Source organism: Chryseobacterium contaminans, assembly GCF_001684955.1.
Lineage (GTDB): Bacteria > Bacteroidota > Bacteroidia > Flavobacteriales > Weeksellaceae > Chryseobacterium > Chryseobacterium contaminans.
Window position 1 is genome coordinate 14968 of sequence record NZ_MAYF01000101.1, and the last position, 15599, is coordinate 30566.

Below are 15599 nucleotides of genomic sequence, written 5' to 3' on the forward strand. Positions count from 1 at the left end.
TATTGACATTAATCTATTGTACATCATTCATTGTACAAATAAGCTAACCCATTCAATAAATTTTAACGAAAATGTACCCATCGTTTCAAAGGGTACGCAATCATCTATTTTACAATGAAATTGATATATTGCCTGTTGCTGATCTTTTGTGGATCGGTATTTACAAGTGCACAGAAAACTTATACTGTACAAGGAACGGTTCAGGATTTTCATGATAAAACCATGCTTGAGAATGCAGTGGTAAAAATCGGTAACCTTACAGCAAAAACAGATAAAAAAGGAACGTTTTCCTTTAATAAAATCCCTGTGGGGAAGTATACACTCATTGCAAAACATCCTGATTGCAATGATTATACTGAAAATATAGGAGTTGATCAGGACCTTCATCTAACCATTACTCTGGAACATCATTCGGGGGACATAGAAACTATTACTTTACACGGAAGTCATAAAAATAAAGGTTCTATAGTCATGAAAACATTGGATAAAGCTGAACTTGAAAGAAATTCCACGGAGAATCTTGGAAATGTTCTTTCAAAAATTTCAGGGGTTTCCGTATTGAAAACAGGCAATAATATTACAAAGCCTGTGATTCATGGTCTCTACGGAAGCCGTATTTCTATTATGAATAATGGGGTGAAGCTTGCAGAACAGGAATGGGGAGCAGAACATGCTCCCAATGTAGATGTCAACGACTTTGAACATATAGATGTCATTAAAGGAGCATCTGCCCTGAAATATGGAAATGACGGAGTGGCAGGAGTTGTTCTTTTAGAGCCTGCAATCCCTCCAAAGAAGGATACGCTGATGGGAAATCTTAAACTTTCAGGGATCTCTAATGGAAGAGGTGGTGAGATTTCAGCCAATGTTCTTAAATCCTGGGAAAACGAATGGTTTGTAAAAACAGGAGGCAGTTATAAAAAGCTGGGGGATCTTTATATTCCACATCATACCCTTCAGAATACCGGAGCCGAAGTAAATTCTTTTAATTTTTCTTTTGGAAGACATGATTTTATGCAGGGCTTTGATGTTTCCTACAGTGGAATGAATCAGGAATTCGGAATCTATAAAGGAGCACACCTTGGAAATGGGTATGACATCTACAAAGCGATGACTTTGGGACAACCTTATTTTCTGGATGATTTCAGCTACGATATCGGATATCCTAAGCAGAAAATAGAACATCATATTGTAAAACTTTCTGCTTATAAGCGCTTTGCTGATTTTGGTAAGATTACTTTTCAATATAGCTTCCAGGTGAATAAGCGTAAAGAATATGATGTGAGAAAAGGAGATCTTAAAGATACCCCTTCTATGGATTTGAGGCTGATTACACACTCGGCAAGCCTTACCCACCTTATTGAACGCTCAAAATGGAGCCTTGAAAGCGGTGTGTCTGCAGGTTTCCAAGATAATTACCCTAATCCGGCAACGGAAGTTAGGCGCCTTATCCCGGATTATTACCGTTATGATGCAGGAGGATTTTCTGTCTTTAAATACCGTTTCACTCCAAAACTGAATGCAGAAGCAGGAGTAAGATACGATTTCAGCAGATATGATTCTTATAAATATTATGATGCTAAAGAATGGAACGATAAATACGCTGACGTTTTTCCACAGTTTTTTGTGAAAGAGAGCGGAAGCAGAGTATTATCTCGTCCTATCATAGATAATCATAATATCTCAGCCAATGTAGGCTTGAATTATACCCCTTCCAAAGATTTTGACATTAAATTCAATTTTTCAAGAATGAGCAGAACTCCGAACCCGGCAGAATTATTTGCAGATGGGCTTCACCATTCTGCAGCCATTATTGAAAAAGGAGATTTAAGAATCAAAAAAGAAGAGATTTATAATGCCGGTCTTTCTTTAACAGGACGTTTCAATGTTTTGAAAGGGCTACAGGTGGAGGCAAATCCTTATATTATTTTCTCCGACAGCTTTATTAATCAAATGCCGGTGGAAATCCAAAATACAAGCAGAGGAACTTTTGCGGTTTGGGCTTATCAACAGGTGAAAGCCAGAATGTACGGAATAGATGCTGATGCCCAGCTGAATATTCTGGATAATCTGAAATGGACAACTAGTTTCAGTGCATTGAGAGGAGACGATTTAACCAATAATGAACCTCTTATTCTTATGATGCCTATGAGCCTTAGAAATTCATTGGAGCTGAAATTGAATAAACCTGCTAATTTCTATGTCAGACTGGAAAACGAAAATACTTTCAAGCAGAACCGTTTTCCTATCAGAGATCAATCGGTACAGTTTATTGAGGATGGAGAAATGGTTACTAAAATTATAGATTACAGTACACCTCCTGCAGGATTCTCCATATTTCATGCATCAATAGGTGCGGATCTATTCAAAAATATGAATCTGAATTTCAGAATCAACAACATTTTTAACAGAGAGTACAAGGAATATCTTAACCGATTGAGATATTATATGCCGGAACCGGGAAGAAACTTTGTGGTTACTCTTAAATACAATTTTTAACTCTTAAAATTTAAATTACAATGAAAAAATTATTCAACATATCACTTTTATTATTTGCCGCTATTTTATTGTTTTCCTGCCGTGACGGGAATGATATTCCTGAAGATATTCACGAGCATGAAGAAGTGGGGCAGGTAATTGTGACAGCTACCAATAAGGCTGATGGAACCAAGCAGACAGTAACGGTTACCAATGGTCAAACAACAGATCATTTTCATCTTACTCAAGGGGCTACCTATGCCGTAGATGTTAATTTCCAGATTAAACATGGAGATCATTACCATGATGCAGAAGAAATTATAGAGGAAAAAGATATGCATTTTGTTACCTATAAATTCTCAGGAGCAGAAATTAATGTAAAAAGAACTGCTGAAGATGTGGTAAGAACCGATGGTAAAAAATTAGGACTTAAAACTGAATGGACTGTTGCTAAGTCAGCAGCTGGTAAAGCAAACATAACACTTGTTCATGGAGCAACTGCAGTAAATGATAATTCGCCTTCACCGGATAACCAGCTGGGAAGCACTGTAGGAGGTGAAAGTGATGTAGATATCTTCATCGATTTTCATTAATCCTGAAGTAAGCTCTTCAAAGAAAAGGGTATACATATCGTTATATTAATTTTGAGAGACCACTGATTTTTTCAGTGGTTTTTTTATTTAACAATATTTGGCTGTATTAGTTGATTTTAAATGGGTGATTTTCATAAAAAATTCATATTTTTGCAACCTAAAATTTTAATCAATAATGAAGGTTACCGCACAAAACCATGATGATGTAAGTGCATTGCTTACAGTGACATTGGAAAAATCTGACTACAAAGAAAAAGTAGAGAAGCAATTGATTAATTATGCTAAAAATGCGCAAGTTCCTGGATTCAGAAAAGGGAAAGTGCCTTTGAGTATGGTTAAAAAACAATATGAAGCAGGAATTGCATTTGAAGAAATCAACAGACAGGTTTCTGATGCTTTGAACAACTATGTTAATGAAAACAAATTAAGATTAGTTGGTCAGCCTATTCCTCAGCCAGTAAACGAATTCGATTACAATGCTGATCAGTTGGAAGTTGCTTTCGAAGTAGGATATGAGCCTGCATTTACTATAGATTTAGCTAAATATGAAGCACCTCACTACAAAGTAGAAGCTTCTGAAAAAGAAATCAGCAAGAGCATTGAAAACATGCAGAAGCGTTTCGCTGAGCAGGTTCCTCAAGATAAAATCACTAAAGATTCTTACATCGCTTTAGAAGTTTCTCAGGTTGTGGAAGAAGATGCTGAAGGAGAGCACCACCACCACCCAAAAAACATTACAATTACAGCTGAAAACAAAGAAGCTTTTAAATTAGTAAAAGCTTTGAAAATGGACGGATCTGTGAAAGTAACTAAAGAAACTCTTGCAGGTGATGAAGAATTAGCTAAAGAATTAGGATTCAGCAAAGAAGAAGTAGAGCACCTACACCACAATGAAATTGAAGTAAAAGTAAAAGACTTCTATTCATTAAACTTGGCTGAACTTAACCAGGAGTTATTCGACAAAGTATACGGAGAAGGAAACATCAAGTCTGAAGAAGAACTTAAAGAAAAAGTTAAAACTGAATTAGACGAGTACTTCCAGCAAAATGCTGACGTTCACTTCGTGAATAAAGTATTGGAGCAGGTTACTGAAAAAGAAGAAGTAGCACTTCCTGAAACTTTCTTAGTAAAATGGTTAATGTTCTCTAACCAGAACATCCAGTCTGAAGAGCAGGCTAAAGAAATCCTTGAAGCTGAGAAAAACCAATTGAGATATCAGATTATCGAAGGTAAATTAATGACTGATAACGAAATCAGCCTTGACTATGCTGATGTTTTGGCACAAGCTGAGCAATTAGTGAAAAATCAATTGGCTATCTACGGAATCCACCACCTAGGTGATGAGGAAATCCAGAAATATGCTGTTGAAATGTTAAAAGATCAGGAGCAGGTAAGACAAATCTCTTCTGAAGTGGCTATGGCTAAATTAAAAGATGTAATTCTTGAAAAAGCTAGCAAAAAAGAAACTAAAATTTCTCACGACGAATTTTTAGAAGAGCTTAAAAAATAATTATATCCAGATATAAATATTTCAAAACCGTCAATTCTTTGGCGGTTTTTTTTGTATAAAGATGTCTTGCTTTCTTACCCTCAGATCCATATAACACTTATCCCTCATTACTTATCATTTATTACTCATTACTTATCATTCTATGTCCGTCAATATTCCTATATTTACCCTTTAAACTTATTACATATATGAAAAAGATCATCATTCCATTTTTCTGTGCCGTACTTTTCTCTGTTCCGGCAGCAGCTCAGAAGAAAGATGCCGCTTCTGTAAAAACGGAGGCTGCAAAATCAACCTTAACGGCTAAAGAGGTATTGGATAATTACTTCAAAGCGTTAGGAGGAAAAGAAAAATTAGAGGGTGTAAAAACTCTTTATATGGAAAATACTATGTCTGCTCAGGGAATGGAAATTAGTATGACCACTAAGAAAATGGGGAATAAATTTAAATCTGTACAGTCGTTGATGGGACAACAGATGGTTCAGTTTTTTGATGGTGAAAAAGGTTATTTTGACCAGATGGGAACTAAAACGGCAATCCCTGCAGATAAAGTGGCTGAGCTTAAAAAAGCAAAACCAGTGGATGCATTAGCATTTGACGGAGCTACTTTTCAGAATGTTACTGTAGAAAAACTTGATGGGAAGGATTATAATGTATTGTCTTCAGATAAAGGGAAGTTTTATTTTGATGTTACAACAGGCCTTTTGTATAAAACAATTGCCGGAGAGGGGAATGTAACAATAAAAAGTTATATGACTGTTGACGGAATACAATTTCCGGCTGATGTAGAAGCAGAAGGTGCTGGTCAGAAAGTGGCTATTAAAACCACTAAAATTACAGTGAATTCCGGGGTAACGGATGCTGACTTTAAATAGTTAAAAAGTAAGAAAGCCTGAGGCTGGAAGTTATTGAGACAATCATTAAATTTAGTATTGATTGCATGATTTCAATCCATCATCAATTTTAATTACATAAAAAGCCGGAAATTAATTATTTCCGGCTTTTTCTTTTATTCAGGTTACCTATGAACCATATTCTTTCTTCCATTCCTCTGCAGCTCCGCTCAGAACATCATAAAATTCTTCACCATACTTTCTGATCAATGGCGTTTTCAGGAATTTATAAACAGGAACCTGAAGCTCTTTTCCAAGCGTACAGGCATCGCTGCATACATTCCATTCATGATAATTTAAAGCTGTAAATGAAGAGTATTCTGTAACACGGATAGGGTATAGATGGCAAGAAATAGGTTTCTGCCAGTCTACAGCACCATCTTCATATGCTTTTTCAATACCACATTTTGTAATTCCTTTCTCATCAAAAGTTACATAAGCACATTCACGGTTTTCTACCATGGGAGTAACATACATTCCGTCGTGTGGATCAGTAGTCCATGTACCTTGCTCTTCAAGGGCTTTGATGCCTTCCTGAGTAAGGTAAGGTTTGATCTTGTCAAAAATACTGTCCAGTATTTCAAGCTCGCTTTTGTCCAGTGGAGCTCCAACATCACCTTCCACACAACATGCCCCCTTACATTTGGTAAGGTTGCACACAAATTCTTCGGAAAAGATTTCCTCAGAAATCAATTTATCGTCTATCTGAATCATAATTTTCTAAAATAAATCAAAATACGTACCTGCTTTAAAGGTAAGTAAACTTAAAATAATAAGCCATAAGCCAGCCTCCTGCATCCAATACTTGGGTAAAAACCTCATCATTCTGCTCAGAATAATACTTGAAGGAAATGCCAGAAGCAATAAATATTCATAGCTTTTATTCATATATAGAATGATGGTAATAAGCTGAGCCAGGGAAAACACCAGCAGAAAAGTATATTTATATCTGCTTATCGGGCTTTTCTTATTATAATTTTGAAAGTGGTCATATACAGCATAAATAAGCATTAATACCACTGGAATTAAAGGGAATAGCTCTGTATAATCTGTCACAGGCTTCATTTTTCCAAAAGGAAAATAATCAATATTCCATGAAGTGAACTGCATAAAATACATCACAGAAAAATAGCTGAATGTAATTAAAACAATCCCTAAAAGAAATCTGAATAAATTTAAACCTACTTTGGCAGAAGTAGCAATGACATGAATAATCACAAAAACAGCCATAGGCCAGGTGGTTGGCAGGAAGATAAAGTTTAAGGCGACAATAGCTCCTACCAGAACATAGGATTTCTTCCTTATATCTTCATCTGCACTGGTCAAAAGTAAGGTCAGGAAGGAATTGGTTAACAGTGAAACCGCAATTCCGATATCTAAATTACCCGGATAGAGTCCGAAAATAAAGAAAGTATATAAAAATAGCGGAAGATGGGTTTGATAGTTAAGAGCAACACTGTGAAAACAAAAATATCCCAAAGCAATTCCCAGAAACGTAATTCCGGCAATGATTGCTTCGTATGTATTGAAATTCAGTATGTTAAATATTACGACTACTAAAAGAAGACAACCAATATAAACAGGAATTGAAAAAATATTGCTTTCTTTTGAAAGTAATTTAAACATTTTTTATAAATTTGTACAAAGTTAATTTAAAAAAGGAAAATAATGACGTCTTTCTTTCTATTCTTAAGCAAAGTTTTCAAATGGAGTTTCGGATTCTTTGATGCTTTTGGAAATGTTTTAAACTGGATTCTATTTATAGTTTGCTGTGTATTATTCACTTACTGGTGCTACGTGCTAGTTGTAACGTTAGGGGGTGATAAAGATAAAGACTATTATTCTCCAACGGAAGGTAAGCATCCTTACTATGATCCGAACATCTACAAAAAAGAAGGTTAATTAATTGGTTATATAGTAAAAAACCGATCAAATAATTTATTTGATCGGTTTTTTTATTACTAACGATTAAAATTTTCTTTACTTAGTCGTGGATAGGAAGTACCAAAACCGGGATATTCGAGCTTTTTGTAAGTCCTTTGGTAAGACTTCCTACAAACACATCATAAATTCCGCTTCTTCCATGTGATCCCATTACGATATAATCAGCATTCTTTGCTTTGGCGTATTCAAGGATAATATCTTTTGCCAGCCCTTGCTTTAAAAGATGCTCACAATCGATATCATGGGCAATGATCCTTTGTTCAAGTTTATTAAGTTGAACCAATTCTTCCCTGATTTCATTGGCTTCCACTTCCGGAAAATATTGAAATCCCATATCACCAATCGCAAATCCGATATCTGATGGTGCAACATGGATCAGGTAAATTCTACCATTAAGTTGTTTTGCAAATTTTATGGCACCGTCCACCAATTGGTCTGTTTTGTCCCCAAAATCTACGGGTAATACAATATTTATCATAACCTTTCATTTTGTTACCTAAAGATATGAAAAATTTACCAGACTTTTATGTTAAATACTTATAATATTCGGATATCAAGTAGTTTTTCTTCACCAAGGTAAGCTTCCAGAATATCATTTTCCTCTACCTTTCCAACTCCTTTTGGAGTACCTGTATAGATAAGGTCTCCCACTCTTAAAGTGAAATACTGAGATGCAAAAGCAATAATATCATCAAAGTGGAAAAGCATATCTTTCGTATTTCCGTCCTGAACCTTTTCCTTGTTTTTCAGAAGAGAAAAAGAAAGGTTGTTAAGATCAAAATTCTCTTTTTTGAAGAAATTCCCTACTACCGCAGAACCGTCAAAACCTTTAGCAAGTTCCCATGGAAGTCCTTTGGACTTTAATTCACTCTGAAGATCTCTGGCTGTGAAATCAATTCCTAAGCTCAATTCTTCGTAATGCTTGTGAGCCGTTTCTTTCTGGATGTATTTACCTCCTTTAGATACTTTTATCACTACTTCCAGCTCATAGTGGATATCATTGGAAAATTCAGGGATATAAAAATCATTTCCCTTCAATACCGCTGTATCCGGCTTCATAAAAATAACAGGGTTCTCCGGAACTTCGTTTCCTAATTCTTTAGCATGTTCGCTGTAATTTCTTCCTATGCAAATGATTTTCATAATTCTTTCTTTATTTTTCAAACTGCATCATTGTGAAGTATGAGGCAGTCTTCTGATTAATGTAAATATTTATTCGTGAGTAAATTCATTTCCACAATAGTAACACACAAACTTATGGCTCGTCAGAAATGAAATACCGAAGAAGCTGGTAGCTCTGTCATCCCTGTAGATATGGTTAGAACCGCATTTTGGACAAACAAAATCAAACTCCGGGTTTTCAATCGTGTGTTCTACTTCTAATGAGTATTGTTCGTTATCTTTATAATCTTTCAGAACCTATTCTGCTTTTTCCAGATCTTCTTCAAAAACCTGGAGCTGAATGCCACCTACAGCCTGAGAAAGCAGCCAATCTGATTGAATCAGCTGTTCATTAGCAATGAAGCTATTGATCCCGTTTTCAGCCAGAATCTGTTTGTCCCTGTTAGCTTCCAGGGCCGTTTCATAAAATTTAAAGCGAACGAGATCAGACATAATTTAAAATCTGCTTGACAGTTGAATCTTAGTGAATACTTTTTTGGTATACAGTGGAAAATCTGCATTCTGAAGCCATCCGAAATACCCAAGATCCTTCTGAAAAACAGCTTTTACTCCTTGTCCCTTATATTTTCCAAAATTGAATACCTCTTCCTGCTTATCATTATATCCGATAAATCCGGCAAGATCTGCATTTTTATTATGGAAGGTGAACTCGCTTAACGGAGCAATTTCATTGGGAATATCATCATATTTTCCAACCTGAGCATCCAGAACTTCAAAAGTAGCCATTACATCTGCCTCAGCAGAGTGTGCGTTTTCCAATGTTTTTCCACAGTAGAACTGATAAGCCGCACCAAGGTTTCTAGGTTCTTTTTTGTGGAAAATAGTTTGGGCATCTACCAGTTTGAACTTGTTAAGATCAAAATCCACTCCTACTCTCAATAGCTCTTCAGCTAGAAGAGGAACGTCAAACCTGTTGGAATTAAAACCGCCCAGATCAGCACCGGTAATCATTTCCATTACTTTAGAAGCAATTTCCTTGAAAGTAGGAGCATCTTTTACATCCTCATCATAAATTCCGTGAATTTCACTGCACTCTTTAGGAATTGGCATTTCAGGATTAATGCGCCAGGTTTTGCTTTCTCGGGAAGCATCAGGGTTTACTTTTAAAATACAGATTTCAACAATTCTGTCTTTTCCGATGTTGGTTCCTGTAGTTTCCAGGTCAAAAATACAAAGGGGTTTATGGAGTTTTAAGTTCATGTTAATCAATAATATTTGGAAATATGTTTATTGAGAATCAAAAGTGTTATACCTTCTGATTTCTATTTTAATTGTCTTTGGAAAATAAAGGATACCAGCATATAATAGATGACAAGTAAAGGAATCCCTACAATCTTGAAGATGGCAAGTATGGCAATTCCGCCAACCAATAATACAATTTTTGGATAGTTATCCTTTAATGCTTTGGATTTAAATTTCATGGCCATCATTTTGATAGGACTGATAAGCAGCCATGAAGTAAGGAATGCAAGGATGATAAGCAGCAATGCATTGTCAAACAGGAAACTAAAATTCCCGGTTTCCTTAAAAGCATAATATAATCCAAATAAAAGAACAGTATTGGTTGGGGTATTTAATCCTTTAAAATAATACCTCTGCTCCTCATCAAGATTGAAGATAGCAAGTCTTAAACACGAGAAAACAGTCACTATGAGTCCTATATATTTAATTTCAAATGGAAAATGAAGCCCAAGAAGTTCAGTTCCGAATGGTTCTAAAGCTTTGTACATAGTAAGTCCGGGAATAACCCCAAAACTCACCATATCCGCAAGAGAATCAAGCTGAAGCCCCAGATTAGAGTTTGATTTTAAAGCTCTGGCTACAAATCCGTCAAAAAAATCAAAAATAGAGGAGAGGATAAGACATATTGCCGTAGTTTGATAGTCTCCTAAAATAAGATGTATTGCACCCACACAGCCTGAAAACAGATTAGCGAGGGTCAAGGCATTAGCCAGATTATTCTTTATAAAATCCATAAGTACAAAATTACAGTTTTTAAAAATTCTAACTCAAAATTATATACACTAAAAAACGCAATAAAATGATTTTGATGTAAATTTGCCCCATGAAATTTTTAAAAGGATTTAGAAAACAGGAAGTTCTGGCATTGGTTTACAGAATTTTTTTAGCCTATGTTTTTTATCAGATCGCAAGACTTTTATTTTGGTACTTCAATAAAGACCTGATTAAGGTAGATTCTGTTTCAGAATATCTTAAGCTGGCCTATCACGGTACAGCTTTCGATACCACAGCTATTTTATATGTTAATGCACTATTTATATTGTTGAGTCTTTTACCGTTGGTAATCAATACTAAAAAAGGATTTCAGAAAGTTCTGTTCTGGATTTATTTTCTGACGAACGGATTGGCATATGGAATGAATTTCGGGGATTTTATTTATTATAAGTTTTCCCAGTCAAGGCTTACTTCAGCTGTATTTCAGGTAGCGGAACACGAATCTAATGTTTCTCAGACGTTGATGATTTCCGTCGGGCAGCACCCTTTTGTACTGATCTGGTTTATCGTTTTGATGGGATTATGGGTTTTCCTTTATAAAAAAATAAAGGTTAACGAAGAAAAGCCTGTTCACTTACTTCCTTATTTTTTATCTTCCATCGTTACTTTGTGTATCACTGCCGTTTTGGTGGTGGGAGGAATCAGGGGAGACTTCAAGCATAGCACAAGACCTATCAATATGGTGGATGCCACCCGTTTTGTAACCAATCCGTTGCAGGGAAACCTGGTCCTTAACAGTACATTTTCATTCTTCAGAACGTTAAATACCAATAACTTCAAGGAAGTTCATTTTGTAGATGAAAAATATATTGAAGAACATGTACAACCTTATAAGATTTATGACAGAAAGGTGGAAAACCGTCCCAATATTGTGATTTTCATTGTAGAATCTTTCGGTAGAGAATACTCGGGAGCTTTTAATAAGGATAAGAATATTAAAGATTATGTTTCCTATACCCCGTTTATGGACAGTCTGGCAACACAGAGTCTGATTTTTCCTAATACTTTCGCGAACGGAAGGCAGTCTATCCACGGAATGAGCAGTGTTTTGGCCGGAATTCCGAGTCTTACGGATGCTTTTACAGGTTCTCCATACTCGAATCAGAAAATTCAGTCTATTGTTTCTGTCTGTAATGATCTGGGCTATGATACCTCTTTCTATCATGGAGCTCCCAATGGTTCTATGGGATTCCTTGGATTTGGAAATATCTTAGGATTTAAACATTATTTTGGGAAAACAGAATATAATCATGATGAAGATTTTGATGGTATGTGGGCGATCTGGGATGAGCCGTTTCTTCAGTATTTTGCTAAAAATGTAGGCAGAAAGCAACCTTTTATGACCACTGTGTTTACCGCTTCCTCTCATCATCCGTTCAAAATTCCTGAAAAATATCAAGGGAAATTTAAAAAAGGAAAGATAGAAATGCATGAGCCGATACAGTATACGGATTATGCTATTAAAAAATATTTTGAAACGGCTAAAAAACAGCCTTGGTTTCATAATACGATCTTTGTTTTCACAGGAGATCATACCAACCAGATTTATTATCCTGAATACGAAAAAGCGATGAACCGTTTTGCTGTTCCATTAGTTTTATACTCTCCGAATCCGGAGTATAATCTTAAAGGAGAAAATCCTGAAATAGCGCAGCAAATAGATATTTATCCTACACTTGCGGATTTAATAGGGTACAATAAACCTATCAGAAGCTGGGGAAGAAGCCTGGTAAGTGATAAAAAATATCCGGGTATCGTAGTAAATTCCGATGGGAATAATGAACAGTTTATCATTGGAAATTATATTTATCGTTTTGATGGCAAGGATATTGTGGGAATATATGATAAGACAGATCTAGCTCTTGAAAAGAACCTGATTGGGCAGCTGAAAACCCCTGAAGTAGAACAGGGAAAACAAACTGCAAAAGCGTGGTATCAGGATTATATGGATAGAGTGATTAACAGGAAGTTGAAATAAAATAAATTTGTTTATAAGCTCTTTTATGCTTTGTATAATAAAAGTTTTTGTTCATTACAAATTAATTTATATTTTTATCAATACATAGAAAAGTATATTGTATTAAAATTAAAACTATAAGAAATATGAAAAAAATAATGTTAACATTCGCACTTTCTTTATTTGGTGTGATGACATTCGCACAGATAGAAGGAAAGTGGAAAACTATAGATGATGAAACCAAACAGGCTAAATCTATTGTGGAGATCTTTAAGAAGTCTGACGGGAAGTATTACGGGAAGATTTCTCAGCTATTGACAAAGCCGGCAGATCCTAACTGTACAACCTGTAAGGATGACAGAAAAGGGAAGCCGCTTGTAGGATTGGAAATCATTAGAGGACTTAAAAAAGAAGGTGATGAATTTACAGGTGGTAATATCACGGATCCTAAAACAGGAAAAACTTACAAATGTACCATTACAAGAAGCGGGGATAAGCTTAATGTAAGAGGATATTTAGGATTATCATTATTAGGAAGAACCCAGGTTTGGGAGAAAATTAATTAATATAAGTTTAAATAGAATTTTAAAATGACATTTCAGAAATGAAATGTCATTTTTTTTTTTGAAAATAGATGTAACGAAAATAAAATCTCCCCACTTATAGAATATGAGCACCATACAGGAGAAAACATTTATCGATTTTTTAAAGCCCAATCAAAAGCTTATCCACAAAATCTGCAGGATATATACAGACAATGCTGAAGATCATGAAGATCTTTTTCAGGAAATCACCATTCAGTTATGGAAGTCTTTTCCCGGTTTTAAAGGAGAAGCTAAATTTTCTACTTGGATGTATCGTGTAGCACTTAATACAGCCATTACATTATTCAGAAAACCACAGAAGTATAATGCACAGGCGGTTGAAATTGATGTCTCATCACTCAGGATAGAATATGAAATATATGAAGACGATGAATATAAGCTGCAAAAAATGTATAAGGCTATTTATAAATTGTCGGATGTGGAAAAAGCTTTAATCATGATGTATCTGGAAGATAAGCCCTATAAAGAAATAGGAGAGATTCTCGGAATCACGGAAGGAAATGCAAGGGTAAAAATGAACAGGGCAAAAAATAATTTGAAAAATATAATAAACACAAAATAGTATGGACGAATTAGAATTACTGAAAAAAGACTGGAATAAAGAATCAGATGATTTTAAAGAATATTCCGAAAATGAAATTTATAACATGATAAAAAATAAATCTGTTTCTATGACCAAAACATTATTGATTATTGGTTTGGCTGAAATGGTTTTATGGACTTTATATGGCTATCTGAACAGAGAATTTCCTTATATAAGAATGACCATGTTCTTTGTCTTTGCAGTGTCCATTATCTTTTTGTTTCGTAAAATGAAAAGCGGACAGGACAGTATTACACTGATGAAAGGTATTTTAAATATGCGGACTCTTATTCTGGGGTATGCAGTTATATCGTTGGTGCTGGCGGTTACAGATAATATTATTCACTTTGATCATAATACAAGAGATTTTATGGCTGGGCTAAAGGATGGTTATAATAAAAATTATGATGTAAATGCTTTACCTACCAAACCTGATACAATGATGCCCGGTGTGGCAAATTATATAATTTTCGGAATTTTTGTATTAATTGGACTTTATATTCTGTATATAATTTATAAAAGAACCTACGGGAAGATTTTAAAGGACCTGAGAAAAAATTATAAAGAATTGAGTCTTCAGGAAAAATAATTCAAGGAAGGAAAGCCGGAAGCTAATATATCGTTTTTGATCTATCATAATTTTATAATAAAGAGGGGTGAAAGACAATAAAAATAGATTTTCAGTAGTTTTGTAAACCTTAATAACTTCGTTCTTCCAGCCTCCAGCTTCCTTTCCCACCAAACATCCTTTTTTGAATTATTATTAATATTGAAGCATCTTGTTCAAATGAAACGCCTTTTTATTATGTGTATAATAAAAAAACACTATTTTTGTAGTCTAAATTTTTCAAGAAAATATGGCAGAATATACTTTTCGTGAGGTAATTGCGCAGGCAATGAGCGAGGAAATGCGTAAAGACGAATCCATTTACCTGATGGGGGAGGAAGTTGCAGAATATAATGGTGCATATAAAGCTTCAAAAGGAATGCTGGATGAATTTGGTCCAAAAAGAGTGATCGATACACCGATTGCAGAACTTGGGTTTACAGGAATCTCTGTAGGAGCTGCAATGAATGGGAACAGACCTATCGTAGAATTTATGACATTCAATTTCTCTTTAGTAGGAATTGACCAGATTATTAATAACGCAGCGAAAATCCGTCAGATGAGTGGTGGACAATGGAACTGCCCAATCGTTTTCCGTGGGCCTACTGCTTCTGCAGGACAATTAGGAGCTACACACTCTCAGGCGTTCGAAAACTGGTTCGCTAACTGCCCGGGGCTTAAAGTGGTAGTACCTTCAAACCCTTATGATGCAAAAGGATTATTGAAAACAGCTATCCAGGATAACGATCCGGTTATCTTCATGGAATCTGAACAAATGTATGGTGATAAAATGGAAATTCCTGAAGAAGAGTACTATTTACCTATCGGAAAAGCAGACATCAAGAGAGAAGGTAAAGATGTTACTTTAGTTTCTTTTGGTAAAATCATGAAGTTGGCATTACAGGCTGCTGAAGATATGGAAAAAGAAGGAATCTCTGTTGAAGTTATTGACCTTAGAACTGTTCGTCCTTTAGATTTCGATACAATTTTAACATCGGTTAAGAAAACAAACAGATTAGTGATCTTGGAAGAAGCTTGGCCATTCGGATCAGTATCTTCTGAAATTACTTATATGGTACAGCAAAAAGCATTTGATTATTTAGATGCTCCAATCAAGAGAATTACTACTCCTGATGCACCTGCACCTTATTCAGCTGCATTATTCGCAGAATGGTTCCCTAAACTTGAAAAAGTAAAAGAGGAAATTAAAAAAGCAATGTATGTTAAGTAA

17 protein-coding genes are annotated in these 15599 nt (G+C 35.2%); 10 read left to right on the forward strand and 7 right to left on the reverse strand.

The features are described 5' to 3' along the window. Positions 1-114 precede the first annotated feature (114 nt). From BBH99_RS07375 to BBH99_RS07390, 4 genes are all read left to right on the forward strand, one after another. On the forward strand, positions 115-2499 hold the full coding sequence (locus BBH99_RS07375) for a TonB-dependent receptor (RefSeq protein ID WP_066694032.1): 2385 nt from the start codon (positions 115-117) through the stop codon (positions 2497-2499). Positions 2500-2519: 20 nt separating this feature from the next. Next, entirely contained in the window at positions 2520-3071 is a 552-nt protein-coding gene (locus BBH99_RS07380) for a hypothetical protein (RefSeq protein WP_066694034.1), read from the forward strand. 175 nt (positions 3072-3246) lie between these two features. Next, positions 3247-4581 (forward strand): trigger factor, encoded by a 1335-nt coding sequence (locus BBH99_RS07385; RefSeq protein ID WP_066694037.1) that lies wholly within the window; start codon positions 3247-3249, stop codon positions 4579-4581. 188 nt (positions 4582-4769) lie between these two features. Then, complete coding sequence (locus tag BBH99_RS07390; RefSeq protein WP_066694040.1) at positions 4770-5456, forward strand: hypothetical protein; 687 nt, start codon at positions 4770-4772, stop codon at positions 5454-5456. A gap of 147 nt (positions 5457-5603) precedes the next feature. Here BBH99_RS07390 and BBH99_RS07395 read toward each other — a convergent pair whose 3' ends face one another. After that, entirely contained in the window at positions 5604-6188 is a 585-nt protein-coding gene (locus BBH99_RS07395) for a DUF3109 family protein (RefSeq protein WP_066694043.1), read from the reverse strand. Positions 6189-6194: 6 nt separating this feature from the next. Next, entirely contained in the window at positions 6195-7100 is a 906-nt protein-coding gene (locus BBH99_RS07400; protein WP_066694045.1) for a DUF6427 family protein, read from the reverse strand. 42 nt (positions 7101-7142) lie between these two features. Here BBH99_RS07400 and BBH99_RS07405 point away from each other — a divergent pair, with 42 nt between their 5' ends. Continuing rightward, on the forward strand, positions 7143-7376 hold the full coding sequence (locus BBH99_RS07405) for a DUF6341 family protein (protein WP_002976854.1): 234 nt from the start codon (positions 7143-7145) through the stop codon (positions 7374-7376). Positions 7377-7458: 82 nt separating this feature from the next. Here BBH99_RS07405 and BBH99_RS07410 read toward each other — a convergent pair whose 3' ends face one another. The 5 genes from BBH99_RS07410 to BBH99_RS07430 all read right to left on the reverse strand — a co-directional run bounded on the left by BBH99_RS07410 (position 7459) and on the right by BBH99_RS07430 (position 10576). Beyond that, positions 7459-7896 (reverse strand): universal stress protein, encoded by a 438-nt coding sequence (locus tag BBH99_RS07410; RefSeq protein ID WP_066694047.1) that lies wholly within the window; start codon positions 7894-7896, stop codon positions 7459-7461. A 59-nt stretch (positions 7897-7955) separates the two neighbouring features. Next, complete coding sequence (locus BBH99_RS07415; protein WP_066694049.1) at positions 7956-8561, reverse strand: fumarylacetoacetate hydrolase family protein; 606 nt, start codon at positions 8559-8561, stop codon at positions 7956-7958. Positions 8562-8837: 276 nt separating this feature from the next. Beyond that, complete coding sequence (locus tag BBH99_RS22730) at positions 8838-9032, reverse strand: putative signal transducing protein (RefSeq protein ID WP_228390764.1); 195 nt, start codon at positions 9030-9032, stop codon at positions 8838-8840. Between the two features lie 3 nt (positions 9033-9035). Further along, positions 9036-9800 (reverse strand): 3'-5' exonuclease, encoded by a 765-nt coding sequence (locus BBH99_RS07425; protein ID WP_066694051.1) that lies wholly within the window; start codon positions 9798-9800, stop codon positions 9036-9038. A 62-nt stretch (positions 9801-9862) separates the two neighbouring features. Next, a complete protein-coding gene (locus BBH99_RS07430; RefSeq protein WP_066694053.1) occupies positions 9863-10576 on the reverse strand; it encodes a CDP-alcohol phosphatidyltransferase family protein in 714 nt (237 codons plus the stop codon). A gap of 89 nt (positions 10577-10665) precedes the next feature. Between BBH99_RS07430 and BBH99_RS07435 the strand changes: the two genes are divergently transcribed. The 5 genes from BBH99_RS07435 to BBH99_RS07455 all read left to right on the forward strand — a co-directional run bounded on the left by BBH99_RS07435 (position 10666) and on the right by BBH99_RS07455 (position 15599). Then, on the forward strand, positions 10666-12594 hold the full coding sequence (locus tag BBH99_RS07435; RefSeq protein WP_066694055.1) for an LTA synthase family protein: 1929 nt from the start codon (positions 10666-10668) through the stop codon (positions 12592-12594). Between the two features lie 125 nt (positions 12595-12719). After that, positions 12720-13139, forward strand: a complete 420-nt coding sequence (locus BBH99_RS07440; protein WP_066694057.1) for a DUF2147 domain-containing protein — start codon at positions 12720-12722, stop codon at positions 13137-13139. Between the two features lie 103 nt (positions 13140-13242). Further along, positions 13243-13740, forward strand: a complete 498-nt coding sequence (locus tag BBH99_RS07445; protein ID WP_066694059.1) for an RNA polymerase sigma factor — start codon at positions 13243-13245, stop codon at positions 13738-13740. A gap of 1 nt (position 13741) precedes the next feature. Continuing rightward, positions 13742-14350 carry a hypothetical protein gene (locus BBH99_RS07450; RefSeq protein ID WP_066694062.1) on the forward strand — a complete coding sequence of 203 codons (609 nt, stop codon included), beginning with the start codon at positions 13742-13744 and terminating at the stop codon, positions 14348-14350. Between the two features lie 268 nt (positions 14351-14618). Beyond that, a complete protein-coding gene (locus tag BBH99_RS07455; protein WP_066694065.1) occupies positions 14619-15599 on the forward strand; it encodes a pyruvate dehydrogenase complex E1 component subunit beta in 981 nt (326 codons plus the stop codon).

What these genes read in the sequence shown, in the direction of transcription:
- BBH99_RS07375 (WP_066694032.1), top strand. Translation starts at nt 115, where the DNA reads ATGAAATTGATATATTGCCTGTTGCTGATCTTTTGTGGATCGGTATTT.
- BBH99_RS07380 (WP_066694034.1), top strand. Translation starts at nt 2,520, where the DNA reads ATGAAAAAATTATTCAACATATCACTTTTATTATTTGCCGCTATTTTA.
- BBH99_RS07385 (WP_066694037.1), top strand. Translation starts at nt 3,247, where the DNA reads ATGAAGGTTACCGCACAAAACCATGATGATGTAAGTGCATTGCTTACA.
- BBH99_RS07390 (WP_066694040.1), top strand. Translation starts at nt 4,770, where the DNA reads ATGAAAAAGATCATCATTCCATTTTTCTGTGCCGTACTTTTCTCTGTT.
- BBH99_RS07395 (WP_066694043.1), bottom strand. Translation starts at nt 6,188, where the DNA reads ATGATTCAGATAGACGATAAATTGATTTCTGAGGAAATCTTTTCCGAA.
- BBH99_RS07400 (WP_066694045.1), bottom strand. Translation starts at nt 7,100, where the DNA reads ATGTTTAAATTACTTTCAAAAGAAAGCAATATTTTTTCAATTCCTGTT.
- BBH99_RS07405 (WP_002976854.1), top strand. Translation starts at nt 7,143, where the DNA reads ATGACGTCTTTCTTTCTATTCTTAAGCAAAGTTTTCAAATGGAGTTTC.
- BBH99_RS07410 (WP_066694047.1), bottom strand. Translation starts at nt 7,896, where the DNA reads ATGATAAATATTGTATTACCCGTAGATTTTGGGGACAAAACAGACCAA.
- BBH99_RS07415 (WP_066694049.1), bottom strand. Translation starts at nt 8,561, where the DNA reads ATGAAAATCATTTGCATAGGAAGAAATTACAGCGAACATGCTAAAGAA.
- BBH99_RS22730 (WP_228390764.1), bottom strand. Translation starts at nt 9,032, where the DNA reads ATGTCTGATCTCGTTCGCTTTAAATTTTATGAAACGGCCCTGGAAGCT.
- BBH99_RS07425 (WP_066694051.1), bottom strand. Translation starts at nt 9,800, where the DNA reads ATGAACTTAAAACTCCATAAACCCCTTTGTATTTTTGACCTGGAAACT.
- BBH99_RS07430 (WP_066694053.1), bottom strand. Translation starts at nt 10,576, where the DNA reads ATGGATTTTATAAAGAATAATCTGGCTAATGCCTTGACCCTCGCTAAT.
- BBH99_RS07435 (WP_066694055.1), top strand. Translation starts at nt 10,666, where the DNA reads ATGAAATTTTTAAAAGGATTTAGAAAACAGGAAGTTCTGGCATTGGTT.
- BBH99_RS07440 (WP_066694057.1), top strand. Translation starts at nt 12,720, where the DNA reads ATGAAAAAAATAATGTTAACATTCGCACTTTCTTTATTTGGTGTGATG.
- BBH99_RS07445 (WP_066694059.1), top strand. Translation starts at nt 13,243, where the DNA reads ATGAGCACCATACAGGAGAAAACATTTATCGATTTTTTAAAGCCCAAT.
- BBH99_RS07450 (WP_066694062.1), top strand. Translation starts at nt 13,742, where the DNA reads ATGGACGAATTAGAATTACTGAAAAAAGACTGGAATAAAGAATCAGAT.
- BBH99_RS07455 (WP_066694065.1), top strand. Translation starts at nt 14,619, where the DNA reads ATGGCAGAATATACTTTTCGTGAGGTAATTGCGCAGGCAATGAGCGAG.